Source organism: Candidatus Skiveiella danica, assembly GCF_022705245.1.
GTDB classification, from domain to species: Bacteria; Pseudomonadota; Gammaproteobacteria; order Burkholderiales; family Burkholderiaceae_C; genus Skiveiella; species Skiveiella danica.
In genome coordinates, this window is record NZ_JAKJEW010000038.1 from 1 (window position 1) to 16,804 (window position 16,804).

16 protein-coding genes and 1 pseudogene are annotated in these 16,804 nt (G+C 60.4%); 6 read left to right on the forward strand and 11 right to left on the reverse strand.

The features are described from left to right. Window positions 1-65 precede the first annotated feature (65 nt). The 4 genes and pseudogenes from ACMUOY_RS17285 to ACMUOY_RS17300 all read left to right on the forward strand — a co-directional run. Window positions 66-800, forward strand: a pseudogene (locus tag ACMUOY_RS17285) (recombinase family protein); the annotation flags it as partial. Beyond that, window positions 797-1,699 (forward strand): plasmid partitioning protein RepB C-terminal domain-containing protein, encoded by a 903-nt coding sequence (locus tag ACMUOY_RS17290; RefSeq protein WP_413893981.1) that lies wholly within the window; start codon window positions 797-799, stop codon window positions 1,697-1,699. The pseudogene ACMUOY_RS17285 and the gene ACMUOY_RS17290, both read left to right, overlap by 4 nt. Further along, window positions 1,696-2,577, forward strand: coding sequence for a plasmid partitioning protein RepB C-terminal domain-containing protein (locus ACMUOY_RS17295; protein ID WP_413893982.1), 882 nt, complete (start codon window positions 1,696-1,698; stop codon window positions 2,575-2,577). Before ACMUOY_RS17290 ends, ACMUOY_RS17295 begins: the two co-directional genes overlap by 4 nt. 18 nt (window positions 2,578-2,595) lie before the next feature. Next, window positions 2,596-3,954 carry a hypothetical protein gene (locus tag ACMUOY_RS17300; RefSeq protein WP_413893983.1) on the forward strand — a complete coding sequence of 453 codons (1,359 nt, stop codon included), beginning with the start codon at window positions 2,596-2,598 and terminating at the stop codon, window positions 3,952-3,954. 307 nt (window positions 3,955-4,261) lie between these two features. On the opposite strand, the gene ACMUOY_RS17305 is transcribed toward ACMUOY_RS17300, so the two are convergent. Both ACMUOY_RS17305 and ACMUOY_RS17310 read right to left on the reverse strand, forming a co-directional pair. Continuing rightward, window positions 4,262-7,396, reverse strand: coding sequence for a DEAD/DEAH box helicase (locus tag ACMUOY_RS17305; protein ID WP_413893984.1), 3,135 nt, complete (start codon window positions 7,394-7,396; stop codon window positions 4,262-4,264). After that, window positions 7,393-9,576 (reverse strand): AAA family ATPase, encoded by a 2,184-nt coding sequence (locus tag ACMUOY_RS17310; RefSeq protein WP_413893985.1) that lies wholly within the window; start codon window positions 9,574-9,576, stop codon window positions 7,393-7,395. The genes ACMUOY_RS17305 and ACMUOY_RS17310 overlap by 4 nt, the downstream gene beginning before the upstream one ends. Window positions 9,577-9,652: 76 nt before the next feature. On the opposite strand from ACMUOY_RS17310, the gene ACMUOY_RS17315 reads away from it, so the two are divergent. After that, window positions 9,653-9,934, forward strand: coding sequence for a BrnT family toxin (locus ACMUOY_RS17315; protein WP_413893986.1), 282 nt, complete (start codon window positions 9,653-9,655; stop codon window positions 9,932-9,934). Then, window positions 9,924-10,244: a helix-turn-helix domain-containing protein gene (locus ACMUOY_RS17320; RefSeq protein ID WP_413893987.1), complete on the forward strand. Its 321-nt coding sequence runs from the start codon at window positions 9,924-9,926 to the stop codon at window positions 10,242-10,244. The genes ACMUOY_RS17315 and ACMUOY_RS17320 overlap by 11 nt, the downstream gene beginning before the upstream one ends. 22 nt (window positions 10,245-10,266) lie before the next feature. Here the strand turns inward: ACMUOY_RS17320 and ACMUOY_RS17325 are convergent, their stop codons facing one another. The 9 genes from ACMUOY_RS17325 to ACMUOY_RS17365 all read right to left on the reverse strand — a co-directional run bounded on the left by ACMUOY_RS17325 (window position 10,267) and on the right by ACMUOY_RS17365 (window position 16,804). Continuing rightward, a complete protein-coding gene (locus ACMUOY_RS17325; RefSeq protein ID WP_413893988.1) occupies window positions 10,267-11,037 on the reverse strand; it encodes a hypothetical protein in 771 nt (256 codons plus the stop codon). Beyond that, window positions 11,034-11,297 carry a DUF6511 domain-containing protein gene (locus ACMUOY_RS17330; protein ID WP_413893989.1) on the reverse strand — a complete coding sequence of 88 codons (264 nt, stop codon included), beginning with the start codon at window positions 11,295-11,297 and terminating at the stop codon, window positions 11,034-11,036. The genes ACMUOY_RS17325 and ACMUOY_RS17330 overlap by 4 nt, the downstream gene beginning before the upstream one ends. A 188-nt stretch (window positions 11,298-11,485) precedes the next feature. Next, the gene (locus ACMUOY_RS17335) at window positions 11,486-13,159 is read right to left on the reverse strand and encodes a DEAD/DEAH box helicase (protein ID WP_413893990.1); all 1,674 of its coding nucleotides are present in this window, start codon (window positions 13,157-13,159) and stop codon (window positions 11,486-11,488) included. Between the two features lie 12 nt (window positions 13,160-13,171). Next, a complete protein-coding gene (locus ACMUOY_RS17340) occupies window positions 13,172-13,774 on the reverse strand; it encodes a hypothetical protein (RefSeq protein ID WP_413893991.1) in 603 nt (200 codons plus the stop codon). 2 nt (window positions 13,775-13,776) lie between these two features. After that, window positions 13,777-14,703 (reverse strand): ATP-binding protein, encoded by a 927-nt coding sequence (locus ACMUOY_RS17345; RefSeq protein WP_413893992.1) that lies wholly within the window; start codon window positions 14,701-14,703, stop codon window positions 13,777-13,779. Next, window positions 14,700-15,179: a hypothetical protein gene (locus tag ACMUOY_RS17350; RefSeq protein ID WP_413893993.1), complete on the reverse strand. Its 480-nt coding sequence runs from the start codon at window positions 15,177-15,179 to the stop codon at window positions 14,700-14,702. Before ACMUOY_RS17350 ends, ACMUOY_RS17345 begins: the two co-directional genes overlap by 4 nt. Then, window positions 15,176-15,388, reverse strand: coding sequence for a DNA-binding protein (locus ACMUOY_RS17355; protein WP_413893994.1), 213 nt, complete (start codon window positions 15,386-15,388; stop codon window positions 15,176-15,178). The genes ACMUOY_RS17350 and ACMUOY_RS17355 overlap by 4 nt, the downstream gene beginning before the upstream one ends. A gap of 179 nt (window positions 15,389-15,567) precedes the next feature. Further along, on the reverse strand, window positions 15,568-15,792 hold the full coding sequence (locus tag ACMUOY_RS17360) for a DUF2188 domain-containing protein (RefSeq protein ID WP_413893995.1): 225 nt from the start codon (window positions 15,790-15,792) through the stop codon (window positions 15,568-15,570). 55 nt (window positions 15,793-15,847) lie between these two features. Further along, complete coding sequence (locus ACMUOY_RS17365) at window positions 15,848-16,804, reverse strand: hypothetical protein (RefSeq protein ID WP_413893996.1); 957 nt, start codon at window positions 16,802-16,804, stop codon at window positions 15,848-15,850.

Consider the following 16,804-nt stretch of genomic DNA (forward strand, 5'->3'; position numbering starts at 1 on the left):
ACATTCTCCAGCAATGATCCTGAAGACATAACGCGTGAGATGCAAATTGGTTGTCATGTTTTTAGAGAAGATCAATAAAAAAGCATCGCATCGTCAACCAGCCAGAGATGTGGATCAAGAAGGAAGGCGCGTTCGAGGCCATTGTGTCGCCTGAAGTTTTTTACATGGCGCAGGGCATTATCCGAGCAAGGGCTCACCGGTTCAGCAACGAGGAGTTGATCGAAAAGCTGCGCAAGCTCTACCAGCACCGAGGCTTCCTGTCGGGCCTGATCATCGACGAGACGGAAGACATGCCCTCAGCCGCGGCATACATCCACCGCTTCGGAAGCCTGATCCGGGCCTACGAAGCCGTTGGCTTCACGCCGGACCGTGACTACCAGTTTCTGGAGGTCAACAAGTTCCTGCGCAAGCTTCACCCGGAAATCATCAATCACACCGAACGCGCAATCGCCAATCTCGGCGGCTCCATCGTGCGTGATCCCGCCACGGATCTCTTGCGAGTGAACCAGGAGTTCAGCATTTCGATCGTGCTGGCACGTTGCCAGACCCATGACAACGGGCGCCATCGATGGAAGGTCCGCTTTGACACCAGTCTGGCCCCTGACATAACGGTCGCGGTTCGGCTGGATCAACCCAATACGGCTCCTCTAGACTACTACCTGCTGCCGCGCCTGGACTTTGGCCTGCCACGCATACATTTGGCGGAGCACAACAGCATTGAGTTTGAGAGTTACCGCTTTGAAAGCCTGGACTATCTGTACGGCATGGCAGAGCGCACCCGGGTCAGGAGGGCGGCATGATCAAAGAGCATCCGTCCAGCAATCTCCAGATGATTCCGATCGACAAGATCGAAGTCCTCAATCCGCGCGACCGCAACGGCCGCATCTTCGATGACATCGTCGGCAACATCAAGAACATTGGATTAAAAAAGCCCATCACGGTCACGCCGCGCAAATACTCCGACGGTGAGGAAAGATTCTTACTGATCTGCGGAGAAGGTCGACTCAAGGCCTTCAAGTCCTTGGGCGAAACCACGATCCCTGCCATGGTCGTTAGGGTCAGCGACGAAGATGCCTTCATCATGAGCCTGGCCGAAAACATCGCCCGCCGCCAGGGGCGCACCCTGGAGTTGCTTGCAGGCATCGAACAGTTGCGCGATCAGGGCTACGACAAAAAAGCAATCGCCCAGAAGACGGGTCTTGGTCAGGACTACATTCATGGCATCCTGCAGTTGCTAAAAAACGGCGAGGAGCGACTGCTGATTGCTGTTGAAAGTGGTCGTATCCCACTCAACGCCGCCCTGACCATCGCAGGTGCAGGCAACAATGACAAGGATATACAGGCGGCCTTGCAAGAGGCCTATGAGAATGGTCAGTTGCGCGGCAACCACCTGATCCAGGCCCGCAAGGTCATCGAAAAGCGTCGGTCTCTGGGTCGAACCATTGCGAGGGGGGCACCGCGCAAAGTTCCGGATGTGACGTCCTCCAGCCTGATCCGAACGTACCAGCACGAGGTCGAACGGCAAAAGCTGATGGTCAAAAAGACGGAATTCGCGCAGCAGCGATTGCTGTTTGTGGCTGAAGCAATGCGCCAACTCATGGCCAATGAAAACTTCACCAACCTGCTGCGCGCCGAGGGGCTCGACAGCTTGCCGAAATACATTGCCGAACGCGTCTGGCCCGCAGGCAGCGCCTCATGACGCAAAGCAAACTGGGATTTATCCCTGACCCCATCACCGTTGCTTTCGACAAACTGTTGCCATCTCGCAAGGCCCCCGACGGACTCATAAGTTCTCGGAAGTTCAAGCAAATCATTTCGTCCATTGATGCCATTGGACTGATTGAACCTTTGACGATCGCCAAAGCGGACAAGACCAGCAGCATGCACCTGCTGCTGGATGGGCACATCCGAATGTTTGCCATGCAGGAATTGGGCTTCACTGACGCTCCTTGCCTGATCGCCAAAGACGACGAGAGTTACACCTACAACAACCGCATCAACCGACTGTCGACCATCCAAGAACATTTCATGATCCGGCGGGCGGTCGACCGTGGCGTCACACCGACTCGGTTGGCGAAATCATTGGAGCTGGATCTCGAGCACATCACCAAGAAGATCAACCTGCTGGACGGGATCTGTGCCGAGGCTGTTCGACTGCTCAGGGACAAGCATTTTTCAGCCAACCTGAGTCCGGTACTGCGAAAGCTGAAGCCGACGCGCCAGGTTGAGTGCGTCGAATTGATGGTGGCTACCAACAACATCACCGTGTCCTACGCCCAGGCGCTGCTGGCGGCGACGACAGCCAACATGCTGGTCAACGAGGGGGCCCCCAAGAAAGTCAAAGGTGTCACCGCCGATCAAATGGCGAAGATGGAGCGCGAAATGGCTAACCTGGAGAGTCAGTTCAAACTAGTCGAGCAGTCTTATGGGCAGGACGTCCTCAATTTGGTTCTTGCCAGGGGTTATTTGACAAAACTGCTGGACAACGAAGCCGTGATCCGCTTTTTGTCCCAGAACAACCCGGACATCCTGCGCGAGTTCTCAGGCATCGTCCAGGCGACGTCACTTGACAAATAGTGAATGCAGGCCCCCGGAATGCCCAAGGCGGACACGTCAAGTCCTTTGCTCGGCCCCTCCCTTGATGAGGCTACACCTGATGCGATGTCAGAAGTGGCCATCCATCGAAATGCGCCGCACCCACACCGGACTTGCCTCTACGGCTTGGTTGGCGAAGTGGCCTGTGCTGGCAGCGATGGGACAGAAACCAATCCCTTTGCCATCGCGGCCAATTTCATCACTTACCTTTCCTGTGCCATTGGTCGAGGCGTCTACCTGCCCATAGGAAATACTTGGCACCACAATCGAATTTTCTGCCTGCACATCGGGCGCTCGGGGCGTGGCCGCAAAGGCGATGCCGTGCAGCTGGTCTTGCGGATCGATCAGGCTCTGCGTGAGTTGGACTATCGGTTTGCACCGCAGATTCACCGTGGCGGCCTGTCCAGCCGCGAAGGCCTTGTGGCCCTGATGCACGACGGTTATCGACAAGGCAAACATGAAATTCCGGCGGTTGATGACAAAAGGCTGTGGGTAGTCGAATCCGAGTTCGCCAACGTACTTCACCAAGGGCGGCGCGACGGCAACACCCTGTCAGCCGCTCTGCGCGATTGTTGGGATGGCGTCGATCTCAAGCCCGCCACCAAGTCAAATCGGCTCTACGCCAGTCATCCACATATCTGCCTGAGCGGCGCTATCTCCCCCAGCGAATTGACGGCCCTGATTAGCGCCCGCGAGCTGACCAACGGCTTCGCCAACCGCTTCCTGATGATCTGGGCCGAACGAACACGGATACTTCCGTTCCCGAAGGAAACACCGCTGGCGACCGTCGAGCGGTTGGCGCGCAAAACTTTGGAGGTACTGGCCTTCGTCCGCGCCGACCGGCACGAAGAGCGCGACCATCTTCGGATGGAACTATCACCGCAGGCGCAATGGCGCTATGCCCAGCTCTACCGGAGTGAACTGAACGAAGACGTTGGTGACGCAACCGTCGGCGCGCTTCTGGAACGCCGCGCCCCGATGCTGCTACGCCTGGCAATGCTGCTGGCGCTGACCGATTTGCAAACGCGGATCGACGTACCCCACATCGACGCAGCGATGGCGTGGATTCGGCATGCCACTGCATCTGTCCGGTATGTGTTTGTCAGCGCAGCCGACGAAGCAAAGCTGGCCCAAGTGCTGGAAATGTCGAACCGCGTGCAGGCCTTCCTGCGCGAACGCGGGCAGGCCACGCGCAGCCAGATCAGTTCGGAATGCTTTCGGGGCAAAGTGCCCAAGGCCGTGATCGATGCCAGCCTGGAACACCTGCTGGCAGCCACGCCCTCCATGATCAACGTGCGGTGGGTCGATCGGCCTGCCGACACACCGGGCACACCGACGCGGGTGTACCGGCCCGTGTAGTCGGAAAGCTCATTTCGCTGGTTTCTGCACCCTGAATTGTTGGGATGTGAGCCGGAAACGCCGCCAAGAATTCCTGACTAACGCCGATTGCTTGTGTCACGTGCCCGCGAGTCCCATCAGACTGGCCAATTCCCTTTTGAAGAATGCCCCACGCGAGGTGTGAAAAGCGATCATAGTCTTTGACTTCAGCCAAACACTTCTTGTAGAACCATTCCTTTGACTTGAGTGCCATCGTCATACCCTTTGGAAGAAGAAAGCCACGTGACACGTGGCGTGGAAAAATCTCCGAATTCGGAGAACGAAAGAATTAACTACTACGGGGAGTTATCTCGACATAGCCAATCAAGTCAGCCGAGTAGCTTCCATCTCCGTTTGCTGCACCCTTATGCTTAATTTCTCGCTGCAGCGTTGGCTCAACTGCCTGTGAAAACAGATGGAGTCGCTGATCCGGAGTGAATCTCGGCGTGGCTGTCGGGGCCTGCAGGTAGCGTTCACATTGCCGTTCCACCGCAGGCACACGAGTGCCGTCTTGCTTGACTGCAATTGGCTGAACCACCACGCGGCGCTCTCCGTTCTTGCCGGAGGTCTCGACCATCCAAAACGACAGCAGGACTGGGTCGTCGACGTCGGCCGCAACAGCAATTCCAAGATCTTCCGGCGGCACGATGCGCCAGCGGCCAAGCTCTTCCTGCACGAGTGGGTGATCCAGCCCCATCAGCTCCACGTTGTCGTTACTCGTGGCCGTCTCTCGGTTCAATGTGAAGCGGGCCTTGCGCGCACCATCGGCGGTCACAAGGTCATAGGTCTCGTCGTCCACCTTGACGAGTCGCTGCTGTCGATCTGTCACTGCTGCCGACATGAACCGCACCAATCGATCCAGACTGGAGGACACATCAGAGAAGGGTTTGTAGTCATCGAGACTGAAGCCTTCGAGATCTTGGAACAGGTCAAACACGACCTGCCGCGCTTCACGCGAATTCGATAGGGCAGCTTCCAGTTCCACCTTTGTCCGCTTGAGCTCGGGGTCTGAAAGCGCCTCTTGGTACAGGCGGTCGTAGTTAAGCCGCTCGGAGAGTTGGCCAAGAATCTGTGCACGCAGGTCTTCGGCGACGTTGCCTTGATCATCGACCTTGCCGACCGTCTTGGCGATTTCCACCAGCTTCTCGTCCAGCATCAGGAAGATGCGGCCTTCGATGGTGTCGGACAGCACAAGGTTGTAGACCTGTGCCGTGTGGTTCTGTCCGTAGCGGTGGATGCGGCCGATGCGCTGCTCCACGTCCATCGGGTTCCACGGCAAGTCGAAGTTGAACAGGATGCGCGCGAACTGCAGGTTGATGCCTTCACGCCCAGCCGCCGTACAAACCAGCACGCGCGGGCCATCCTTCTGCCGGAAGCGGCGCTCGGCTGCAACCTTGGCACCGTGATCACCACCACGCAGCACCGCCACGCCCTGGCCGGGGAATGTCTGGTCGATCTCCCTCGCAATCAAGTCCACAGTGCCGAGGTAGGTGGCAAACACGACGATTTTTTCGCTCGGGTTCTGCCGCCATAGGATGCCCAGGCCGTCGAGCAGCTTCTGCGCCTTGGTCTCGCGCTGCTGCGGGAAGACCTTGAGTAGATCGCCAATGCGCAGCCGTTCTTCGGGTAGATGCAGTTCCACGACAGCCGATGCGGCTTCTTCAGCGTGGGCAGCTCCATATTCGCTGCCATAAGGGTCGGAGGCCAGTTCCAGCGCTTCCTCGTCCAGCTTCTTGACCAGTCGATACTTGAGATCGGCCAGCACACGGTCCACCTCGCTCCGGCCGATGCTGTCGCGTGCGAGGTTGAATTCTTCATGGATCAGCTCGCGGGCTTCATCGGTCAGCCGCTCACGCCCCTCGATGTCCAGGTCTTTATCCCGCAGGAATGCCTCGTGCAGCGTCAACATCAGCAGACGGCGTTTCATGGTGCGCCGCACGGCGGCGAAGCTCGACGCAGCAATCTTCTGGAAGATGGCCATCAAGAAGCCGAGGGCACGCCCCTGGCCGCCCTGGCGACGCGCAAGGTCGAAGCCGTCCTCCAGGTACTCGCGCAGCTTCTCGTAGAAGAGGCGCTCCTCCGGGCCCATCAGGAAGGACTCGGTATGCACCCAGCGTCGTGCAAACAGCGGCGAACCATCCGGCTGACAGGCGTCCGCCTTCGTGCGACGGAACATCACCGTGTTCAAGCGGTGCCGGTGTTCCAGCATTTCCTCGGGGCTGCCGAATAGCGTCGGGTTCAGCAGTTGCGCCAGCATCCAGAACTGGAAGTGATTGCCCTGGTGAGGCGTCGCCGAGAGCAGCATCAGGTCGCGGGAATGGTCTTTCAGCGCTTCAGCCAGCTTGTAGTTCTCGGTCTTCCTGACCTTGCCGCCATTGCGGTATGCCGTGAGGTGATGCGCTTCGTCGAACACCACCAGATCCCAACGCGGTGCATCCAGCAGGCGCTTGATGCGCGCCGGGCGCTTCAGGGTGTCGATGCTGGCAATCAGTCGGTCGTGCTTGGCGAAGGCGTTGGTCTTGCGGTCAGTGATGTCGCCCTCGGAGCCGAACACCTCGAAGTCGAGGTTGAACACTTCGTTCAGCTCGCGGTGCCAGTTGTTCACCAGACCCGCAGGCACCACCATCAGCGCCCGGGTCAGTTCGCCCCGGCTGGCCAGCTCCCGAAGAATGAGTGCCGTCTCGATGGTCTTACCCAGCCCGACCTCGTCGGCGATGAGGTAGCGTCGGGGCGACGCGGTGGCAATGCGGTGCGTCAGCACCACCTGATGGGGAAGCAGATCGATCTTGGCTGACGTCAGCGCCGACGCGCTCTCCATCACCGGCAGTGCGTGCGCCTCGTAGGAGAGCCACGCCTTGTGTGCCCGGTCGGCGTTGCCACCGACCGCACGCAATATGCGTTCGGTGCGAGAGAGTTGGCGGCGAACCGAGCCAACCGGCACACGGCGCTCACCAACGCCGAAAAACGCACGCAGGTAGCCGTGGGCGATCTGGCCGTCCCTCGGGCGCAGTGCCCAGCCCGTGGTGGTTCCCAAGTCAATCGCCAGTAACACGAGACACCGGGTTGGCGCCATGTCATCACCAACGCCACCCACATATACACCTACATCGACACCGGTATCGACGACGGCATCAGCCATCCTACGTAGGTCAGAGGGAACCTTAGTTCCCTTTCCTACGTAGTAGGAGGGGGGTTTGTTTCCAACTGGATTTTGGGTGAAATATGAATAAAAACAAGGACTTAGCTCAGTTGGCAAGTTGGCAAAACGATTTTTTGTTGCCAACTGCCAACTGAGCCTAAGTTGTTGATTCATATGGGAATCCAGTTGGCAGACTTCTGCCAACTGAATCCAGTTGGCAAAACCGGGGTTCCAGTTGGCAACACTTTTGCCAACTGGATTTGGCGCGTACATATGCGGGTTCATGCGCAAGCCTCCTTGTCATTGATGTCGTTTGGGTCGTCTTGGTAGATCCACACGTCCGCGCGCTCCACGGGCATGGCCGCGCCGGAATGTGGGCATTTAAAGTGGGTGGGCAGCACTGTGAAGTGCTGGATCAGCAACTCGCCCGTGGCTGGATCCGGCACGTCAAAAGGCAGGCTCAGCACCATGTCCTCAACGCACAGATAGCCGAACTTGTTGCGTCCAACCGGGGGCAGCCCGTACTGCGCTGTGTCGCGAAAGAACTTGATATAGCCCTGTGTGGCGAGGGCAGAAATACGCTCGCGGATCGTGCGCTTGCCTCCGAGGCCAGCCTTGCCCTCAAAGGCCTCCGCAAACTGGTTGGCGGTGTAACAACGCCCTTGTGCAGCCTGCTCAAACAGGATCTCCAAGATGGCGTCACGCTTGCGACGGCGCTCCGCATCAAGCCTTTCGCCATAGTCCTTGAGCACCAGGCGGTTGTTGCCATCCAGCTCGCGCCATTCGCCGTCGATCTTGTCAACGCTCTTTTGCGCGATAGCTGGACCATTGCGCAACTCGAAGGTCAGGCGCCGAATGGTGCTGAGCTCGTTGGGGCGGTCCAGCATCACGCCGGAGGTGTAGAAGCCGCGCAGGCTGCTCGCCCCAGCGAATGCCTGGAACGGGTCCTCCTCGAACTGCTTCTTGGTGAGCTTTTTGGTGTGGTGCACCAGGATCACACCGGCATCGGGATTGACCGCCTGGCGCAGCCGATCCACGCGCTGGGACAAGAAGAACAGCATTGCGCCGTTGTCGTTCTCACCGCCCGCCTCGCCCCCGTCGAACACATTTCGGATCGGGTCAATGACGATGATGTCGGGTGGATGGCCGTCGAAGGCATCGAGCATCGCCGGAATGATTTGCTTCAGACCGGCGTCATCCAGAACCAGCCGAAGCTGCGGTGTGGCGATAAAGTTGGCTCGAGCCAGCTCAAGCCCATGGGCTGGCAGCCGGATCTTCTTGGCCCGCTCGCGCAGGTAGTGGTACTGCACCTCGGCCTGCAGGTAGAACACACGCAAGGGCCGTGATGGGGTCATGCCCAGAAACGGCAGGCCTGCGGCCATGTGGGCGAGAAACGCCAGCAAGAAGTCGCTCTTTCCCACCTTGGGCGCGCCGCCCAAGACCGCCAGGCCACCGGGCGTAAGCACCCGGGGCCCGATCAGGTCCGCCGGCACCGGCGAATCATCGTCCAGCAACTGGGCCAGCGTAAACCACGGCAGCCTGGTCGTGGGCAACTTGATGGCCTGTCGCTCACCCTGCGCAATGAACGCTGCACAGTCAAAACCCTCAGCAACCCCATCGGCCGCATCCCACTTGGATCGCTTGTCGGGCGGAGGCACCAGGATCGCCACCGATGTGGCTCCCACCAGCGCGCAAGCGCGTGCCGCGTTCTGCGCGTAGTCCCAGCCCGCAGCGTCCAGGTCGGGCCAGATCAACACCTCCTTGGCCTTCAACGGCGTCCAGTCGGTCTTGTCGATCGGCGCCTTCGCCCCGTTCATCGCCGTCGTGGCGACAACGCCCAGCCCGATCAACGCATCGGCGCACTTCTCGCCTTCGACCAGCACGACCGTCCGGGCGGTCGCCACCTGCTGCAGGTTGTACAAAGGGCGGGGATCAGGTGCACGCCACATCCGGGCCCGAACATCCCAGGGACGGTACTCCTTGCCGCTGGGTGGGTCGTATCGGTAGACGCAGGCCATCAGCTCGCCCGCGGGCGTGAAGTAGTCCCACTTGGCCGTATGCGCCCCCAAATCATCGACGGCAGGCTCATGGCGAGCGTCACGATGAGCCTGGTGTGAGATAGGTGGCGCAAACCCTAGCCACTGGCGAACCTCGTCCAGAACCGCCGGGAAGTCATGCTGGGTGGAGCGTCCGCGCGACATCGCCCAGATGGCCAAGACGTCGCCGCCGTTGTCGTTGGAGAAGTCCTTCCACAAGCCCCGCCGGGGTCCTTCGAGCTCGACCACCAGGCTCTTGCCCTGCGAGCCCTCGACGTCCCCCACGTAGAACTTGCCACCCCGGCTACGCCCCAGGGGAAACAGGTAATGCAACACGGCCTCCAGCCGATCCAGCAATCCCGCGCGCAGCATCTCCCTGTCCGCGCTCAGGCCATCCCGCGGCTCCCCAGCGTCATTGAAGTCCAGCACGCGACCTCCCTTTCGGGGGCGTTGGCACGACCTCAGCGCCTTGACAAAATGTCGTCCATTGAACTACATTGGCGCCATGCAATTTGAGTGGGATGACAGCAAAAGCGAGCTTTGTTTCAGGCAGCGGGGGTTTGACTTTGCCTATGCGGCACAGGCGTTTTTTGATCCGATGCGCATCATCCGGCCCGATGACCGCCACAGCTACGGCGAAGAGCGTTACCAACTGATGGGCAAGATCGAGCAACGGCTGTTTGTGATCGTCTATACCCCCCGACAACAAGCCATGCGCATCATCTCGGCCCGCAAGGCCAACCAGCGAGAAATGACACACTATGAAGACCGTTCGCATGACGATTGACCCCAGCAAGCCCGCACCTGTCGCGCTGGGGCGCATTGATGCGGCCCGTGTTGATGGGACCACTGAGCAGGAACTGGCGCGCCAACAGGCCCAAGATGAGAAGGAGGCCATGATGGATGCCGCCCGCTTCGCGCGCCGGGTTCGCAAGCGCCTGGGGCTGACCCAGGCCGAGTTTTCTCGCCGGATCGAAGTCTCCCTGGACACCATCCGCAATTGGGAGCAAGGCAAACGCACGCCCACCGGCGCCGCCAAGGCCTTGCTCAAGGTACTGGATCGCAACCCAGAGGTGGCCCTGGCCGCGCTGCACTGAGTGCTGTGCCCGGTGCGCCCACTCATGACGCCACTCCCCAACACCGCTGCTGCCACGCACAGAACTTGCACTCCACGTGGGTGGGCGTCGTGGCAAAGCGAGGCAAGCTCTCGCCCGCATCGGTCGCGGTGATGACCTTGACTGCTCGGTCGGACATGCGCTGCGCCAGTCCGCCATCAAAGGGCAGCAACTCACACCAGATAGCCTGGGTGTCTTTGTTGACCGCAGTGAACAGGGCCGGGTTGGCTGAGACACCCGGGACAATGGCTTCCATGTAGGCCTGGTAGACCGCGACCTGTGCGGCATAGACCGGCTTGGATCGGGCCACACCCTGCTTGACCGTGTCGCGCCAGGACTTATCGTTCATGGTCTTGAACTCCCAGATGGCCGGGTAACCCATGCCGAAACCAGCCATATCCGCAGGCCCTGCGTTCAGGATGCCGTCGACATGGCCCCGGATCCGCCCGCCCGCCACAGAGAACCCGAACTGGCCACCCTGGGCTTTTCTGGTGAAGAGATCAAAGCCCGCCAAGCGCAGCCAGCGGATGGCCAGGTCCTCCAGCGTGTGGCCGACCTCAAAGATCCTCAGCAGGCGAGCCGAGAAGTCGCGCCCGTCGTCCACAGGCGCGTGGGTGTACTCGTACTGCAGCGCGCGCTCACAGGCCACGCCCAGACGCGATGCGCCGAGATAGTCCCTCGGCGTCTGGCCGGCGCGCTCCAAAATCAGCGCGCGATCGATCAAGTCGCTGATCTGGGCATCCAGCGTGGGCCGGTGATTGAAATCCAGCGTCACAGGACACCTCCCGCCTGGGTGGCCAGTTGCTGGCGGGTCAGGCGATCATCAAAGAAGGCGCGCTCGCGCGCTGCCTGGCGTTCATGCTCGATGAGCATGTGCTGCTGGTAGGCTGTGACCACCACCTCAACCAGGGTCAAGACCTCCTGGCGGCTGTAGTCGGCCAAAGGACGCCCCATTCCAATGGAGCCCACATACTCGCCCAGCGGCGACAGGCAGGCACCCATGGCCGAGGTTTCCATCTCAGTTGGATCTGTCATCTTTCCCTCCGTCTTTTTCATGAGCGCTGAGAACGCGTTTTGGCAGCGGCGAGAGCAAAACACCCACCGATCCGAATCACGACGCGGGTCACCGCGCTTGAGCCTGGGGTTGAACCAGCCCAGGCCTCGGGCTTGGCGCGAGCACACCGCACAGGCCATGCGCAACATGCCGCGCGCCATCCCTGCCTTCACGCCGCCTCCCGGCAGGCGTCATTGGCCGCCACCACCAGGCGCTGGATCTGGCTCTTGTTGAACTGAAACGACAGCAGCGCCGAGGCCTGGTAACGCGTGAGGCCAAAGTCAGCGCGCATCGGCTCGGGTAAATAGCGCAGCTGCTTGTCGGTCGGGGGCTCGTTCAGCCAGCGCCGTGTCTTGTAGGCGGAGTCGGCCGACTCGTGGTCGTTGAGCCAGTCGTCGGCCCGGGCCATGCAGACCGTGCGCTTGCCGACGCCCAGCAGGTGCGGCCTCAACTCCTTACCCCCACCGACGGCGTGCCAGCGGCCGTTGAGAAAGAAGATGCCGCCCCACGCGTTAAAGCCTGTGGCCATCAGTGCGTCGTCATGCCCAAACAGGTCGCACCAGCGAAAGTTGGAGCGCTTGAGCAGGTCGATCTCGCTCATCACGAAGTCCGCCAGCACGCCCAGTTCCTGAGGCTGCCGCTCCCATACGTGCCCACACAGGGGACACTCCATGCAGGCCAGCGGAACGATGGCGCCGCAATCCGGGCAGTCCTTGGTTGGCGCCGCACCTTCGCCCTGATGCCCGTCGAGGTTGATTTCCTGCTCGATCGAGCCGTGCATCAGGCTGGCCGTGCCGAAGTCCAGCACGATGCACTCGGTCTTGATCAAGCCCGGGAACTCATCAGGGTCGACAGTGCGCAAACCACGACCGACCATCTGGATGAAGGTGGACTTATAGGAGCTGGGCCGCAGCAGAACAACGCAGCTGGTGGGCGTGTAGTCGTAGCCTTCGGTGAGCACCGCCACGTTGACCACCACCTGAGCACGCCCAGTCTCGTAGTTCGCCAGTCGCGCCTTGCGGTCCACATCGGACAGCTCACCGTGGATGAACACGGCGTGCACGCCTGCGTCGACAAACGCATCGCAGACGTTTTGGGCATGGGCCACCGTCGAGCAAAAGACGATGGTCTTGCGCGAGGATGCGTTCGCCTTCCAGTGCTTGATCACCGCTTCAGTGATCAGCTGCTTGTCGAGAATGGAGGCGACCTCGTCCATGTCGAAGTCCATCGCGGTGCGCCGGACATGGCGCAAGGCGTCCTGCACGCCGACGTCGATCACGAAGGTGCGTGGCGCAACAAGGTGCCCTGCCGCGATCATCTCGCCCAGCGTGATCTGGTCAGCGACGTTGGAGAAGACCTCGCGCAGGCCTTGACCGTCGCCCCGATTGGGAGTGGCCGTCAGGCCGCAGATCACGGCCTTTGGATTGCGGGACTGGACCTCGTCGATGACCGCTCTGTAGCTCGGTGAGGCGGCATGGTGCGCCTCATCGATGACCAACACGTCCAGCGAAGGGATTTGGTCGAGGTTCGCCCTGCGTGAGAGGGTCTGAACCATGGCGAAGGTGGCACGGCCCGCCCAGGATTTCTCATGGGCATCGACTACCGAAGTTGAGACCCCGGGATTGACCCTTGAGAACTTGGAACGGTTCTGCACGGTCAGCTCGCCGCGGTGCGCAAGGATGCACGCCTTGGCATCAGGATCCTCGAGCATGCTGCCAGCGACCGCTGACAGCATGATGGTTTTTCCCGATCCCGTGGGTGCGACAGCCAGCGTGTTGCCGTATTGATTGAGGGCTGCGAGGGTTCTATGGACCAACAAGGCTTGGCGGGGGCGAAGCATCATGGTGGCAACTCCTTATTGCGCCCAGCTCGGAACGCCCGGCACCGGGGGGCGGCCCGCGGCCTGCGCATAGGGGTTTGGAGCCGGTGCTGCAGGCGCAGCAACCGGACTGCGTGGCGACCCCATTGCGGCGGCATAGTCCTTGTGGTCGGGCGTGACTGCTGACTTGATGACGCTCTTGTCCTGGCCGTTCTGGTCTTTTTCCCAGTCGACCTTGCCCAGGAACTCGATGCCGTCCAGGTCGCGGAATCCGCTGATGCGACGGGCGTTTTGCGCAGCCGGGCTCGCATCGCCCGGGTGGACGTTGCGTGCCGAGTTGAGAATCGCCTTGACGAAAGTGCGGCCCATGTTGGCCCACTCGGGTCCCTTGGGGCTGTGCAGGCCGATGAGCGACCACATCTTGCGGCGTGCGAACTCGCCCTCGGTCACCACGAACTCGCAGTTCAGGTAGACAGAGCCGGTGTTGGTGTTGCGCGTGGCGTAGCCGCCGGTCCAGCCCTGCGAGGCATCGTCATGGCCGCCGGGTTTGACCGTCATGCGCACGCGCACCAGCGCGCCCTTGGGGATGAGGTCGAAGGAAGCTTGTTCGCTCGCGGAATTGAAATCGAAGTAGTTCACGATCAGGACTCCTGAATGGGGTTGAATGAAGCGGGTGTGGCGGTGGCAGTTACGGCGTCGGCGGGCACAGCGGTCACGGCAGCTGAGGCGATGGCTTGCGGTCGAGCGAAGTCGAGGCGCTCATTGGCGGGTTTGGCGGGGCCTGCTATCTTTTCCATCAGGCGACCCAAGTGCGGCTCCTCGATGGCATCGAGCCGTCCGGAGCGATCCTTGGCCGGATAGCCCCAGGTGTTGAGCGTGTGGCAGACAAAGGCGCGGGAGCTGGCGCCCTCATCGCTCTTGATCTCTGCCAAGGTCAGCACTTCGTCGACGATGCCGGGCAGCTCCAGGCCGGTCTTGGAGCCATCGATCTGCAGCGAGAAAACACGCCGGTTGAAGTCGTCCAGGGCCTCGTTCAAGATGCCGACGAACCAGACGTTCTTGCGCCGGGTGTGCTGCAGATGGGTGAGCCAGCCGATCATTTCCTGACCCATCAAGCCGTACGCGCCGCGGCTGTCGGGCTTGCCGGTTTTCTCGGAGAAGGCTTGAGGCTGGCCCTTGCTCCACTGCAGACACAGGCGTCCCGCCACGGTGATCGAGTCGACGAACACGGTGTCGTACTTGTCCATGACCGTGGGGGCTCCAAAGCGCTGGCACACGGCATCGAAGTGCGCCTGGCTGTAGGGCTGCTCATCGCGCAAGGCCGGGTTCGGCCCGCCAATGAACACGGCAAAGTCGCGGCACTCCTGCCAGGTGCGGGGCCGGATGGTGTCGCCGGCCCAGCCCTCCACAGCGAGATCGCCGGCTTCGAGATCGAAGAACAGCGTGGCCGTGGGCTTGAGCGTCCACAACTGCGACGTCTTGCCAATGCCGCTCTTGCCAACAAGTACCCCTTTGACGCCGCGGGGCTCGGCCAGCCGCTGATCAGCGGTGATGATTGGGAGGCTCATGTCATCTCTCCTTGAATCAGGGCAAGGCGGAAGTCGGGCTTGCCGGTTTTGAGGGTGCGCGCCGGTGCAAACGCGCTCTTGAGCGATTCGGGCCAGGCGTTGAACTTGGTCTCCGAGACGCGGTAGCTGATCTCGACGTATTCGGACGGCTTGTCTCCGTTGGCCGTGATGCGGCGCACCAGCTCGGCCAACTGCGTCTGGTTCCACTCGACCTTCTTGGGCAGATCGGCCGTGATGCGGACGTAGCCGTCATCGAAATGCACAACGCCGGTGTCCTTGCCCACCGCCAGACGCAGCTGGTGGGCACGCTGGGCGTACCTGTGATCCAGCGCGCGATCGACGTGCTCGACGATGGCCTTGGCGTCAGCCAGCAGATCGGCCGCGTCGTTCTTCAGTTGAAAGAGCGACTCGCTGGAGCGCTCTGCGAGTTCGCCGGCTGGCGTGGCCAGCACTTGATCGAGGGTGAGGTGGCTCATGCGGGACCTCCCGCGACCACATGCTCAGAGGTGCTCTTGCGCAGGCTGCCGGTCTCGAACGCTTCCACGTCCTCGACGCGGTACAGCACGCGGCCCTGCAGTTTCAGAAATACCGGCCCGATCCCCTCGGTCCGCCAGCGCTCCAGTGTGGCTTCGCTGACGTCCCAACGGTCGGCCAAATGGCGTTGGTTGAGGTGTTTGACACTCACGTTTTGGTCCTTTCAAGTGGTTGAGAAAACGTGAGGAAAGTTTCGGAAACGACCGGTGGGCAAAGGGGTGGGCAAAGAGGCGCAAAGGGGTGGGCAAATCGAGCAAATGCAACTGCCAGAAACAAAAAAGCCCGGAGGGTTAGTCCGGGCCGAAGTTGTAAGGCTGCTTTTGGAGTGGATCAGCCTTTGGGCGGGTATGGATCGTTGCCATAGCTGTTACGGTCGCGGATGCGCCCATCCCTGCCATGAATCAAGACCTCACTTTTTTGGTTGATTGCGATTTGTCGCGCAGCACGCTCTGCATGAGCTTGCGTGTCATGCAACGAGGTGTCGCGGGTATTACCTTCGCCACGAACGGCCCACTGGTCGTCACGACGAACTACATGCTGATTTTTTCCTGTCATTTTTGATCCTTCAGAAATCGATTGATGAGGTGGCGTTGTGGCTGTACTGATCGGTTCACCCCCCCTCTGATGTCAAGTAATCCGGGTGTAGCCAGTAGTACCCCTTCTGGTCTGACTCCACAAAGGTCGCGAACACCTCAGCGTGCCGCTTCTTGATGTCAGCGAACCTGAAGTTTTCGGGGATCTCAAGCGCTTTGGCAATCTGTCGCTTGTGAACTTCATCGCCATCAGCTTCAAGCAGTACCTTCAGAAATTTGAATACTTGTGGTGAGAGGGACACCTCTACGCCCCCGATCAACGTAACCTGCTTGGCTTCCAATAGACGCAGCGATGTTTCATCGGATGCCTGTGCTGGAGCAATGCCATCGACGTAGGCTTCGAGGTTTTCTATGACCAAGCCTCCCTTGCGGAGTTGAGCAACGGCCCCCAGTGGCACAAATATCCGGCTCCCAAGACGGCTGCGGTGGAGAATGACGATGTCACTCGTGGTGATGATCACATCAGATCCAGGTGCCGCACTTTGATCAAGGGCACTCCCCACGCCGTCCTGATTGACCACCAGCTGGCATCCGAAAAACAGACTATGGCGACGCCGCTTGAATTCACGCTCGCCCAGATGCCACAGCACACCCTTGATCACCTCCGTCACTGAATACCGTGATTTCAGTCCCAATGCCACATTCAGCCACTCAGCGACCTTGGTCGGGCTTGCCTGCCAAAGACGTGCCCGCTCCTTTGGCAGCTGCACCCAGCCGCACTCACAACAGTAAGCACGAGCGCCGATTGGTGATCCATGGGGCGTCTGTTCTGGTCTGATTGAACCACTCATGCAGTCAGGACACAGCACTGCATCGGCGATTTCATGAGACAGGCTCAGTGCCTCAACATCTCTCAGATGTTTGAACACATCGGCCCGTCCATCAAGCCACACTGCATCCGGCAGAAGATGATGACCTGGTTGCTCAAGCAATTTGGTCATCTCCGCCAATGCGGGGGCATTGATCGGCCCCAC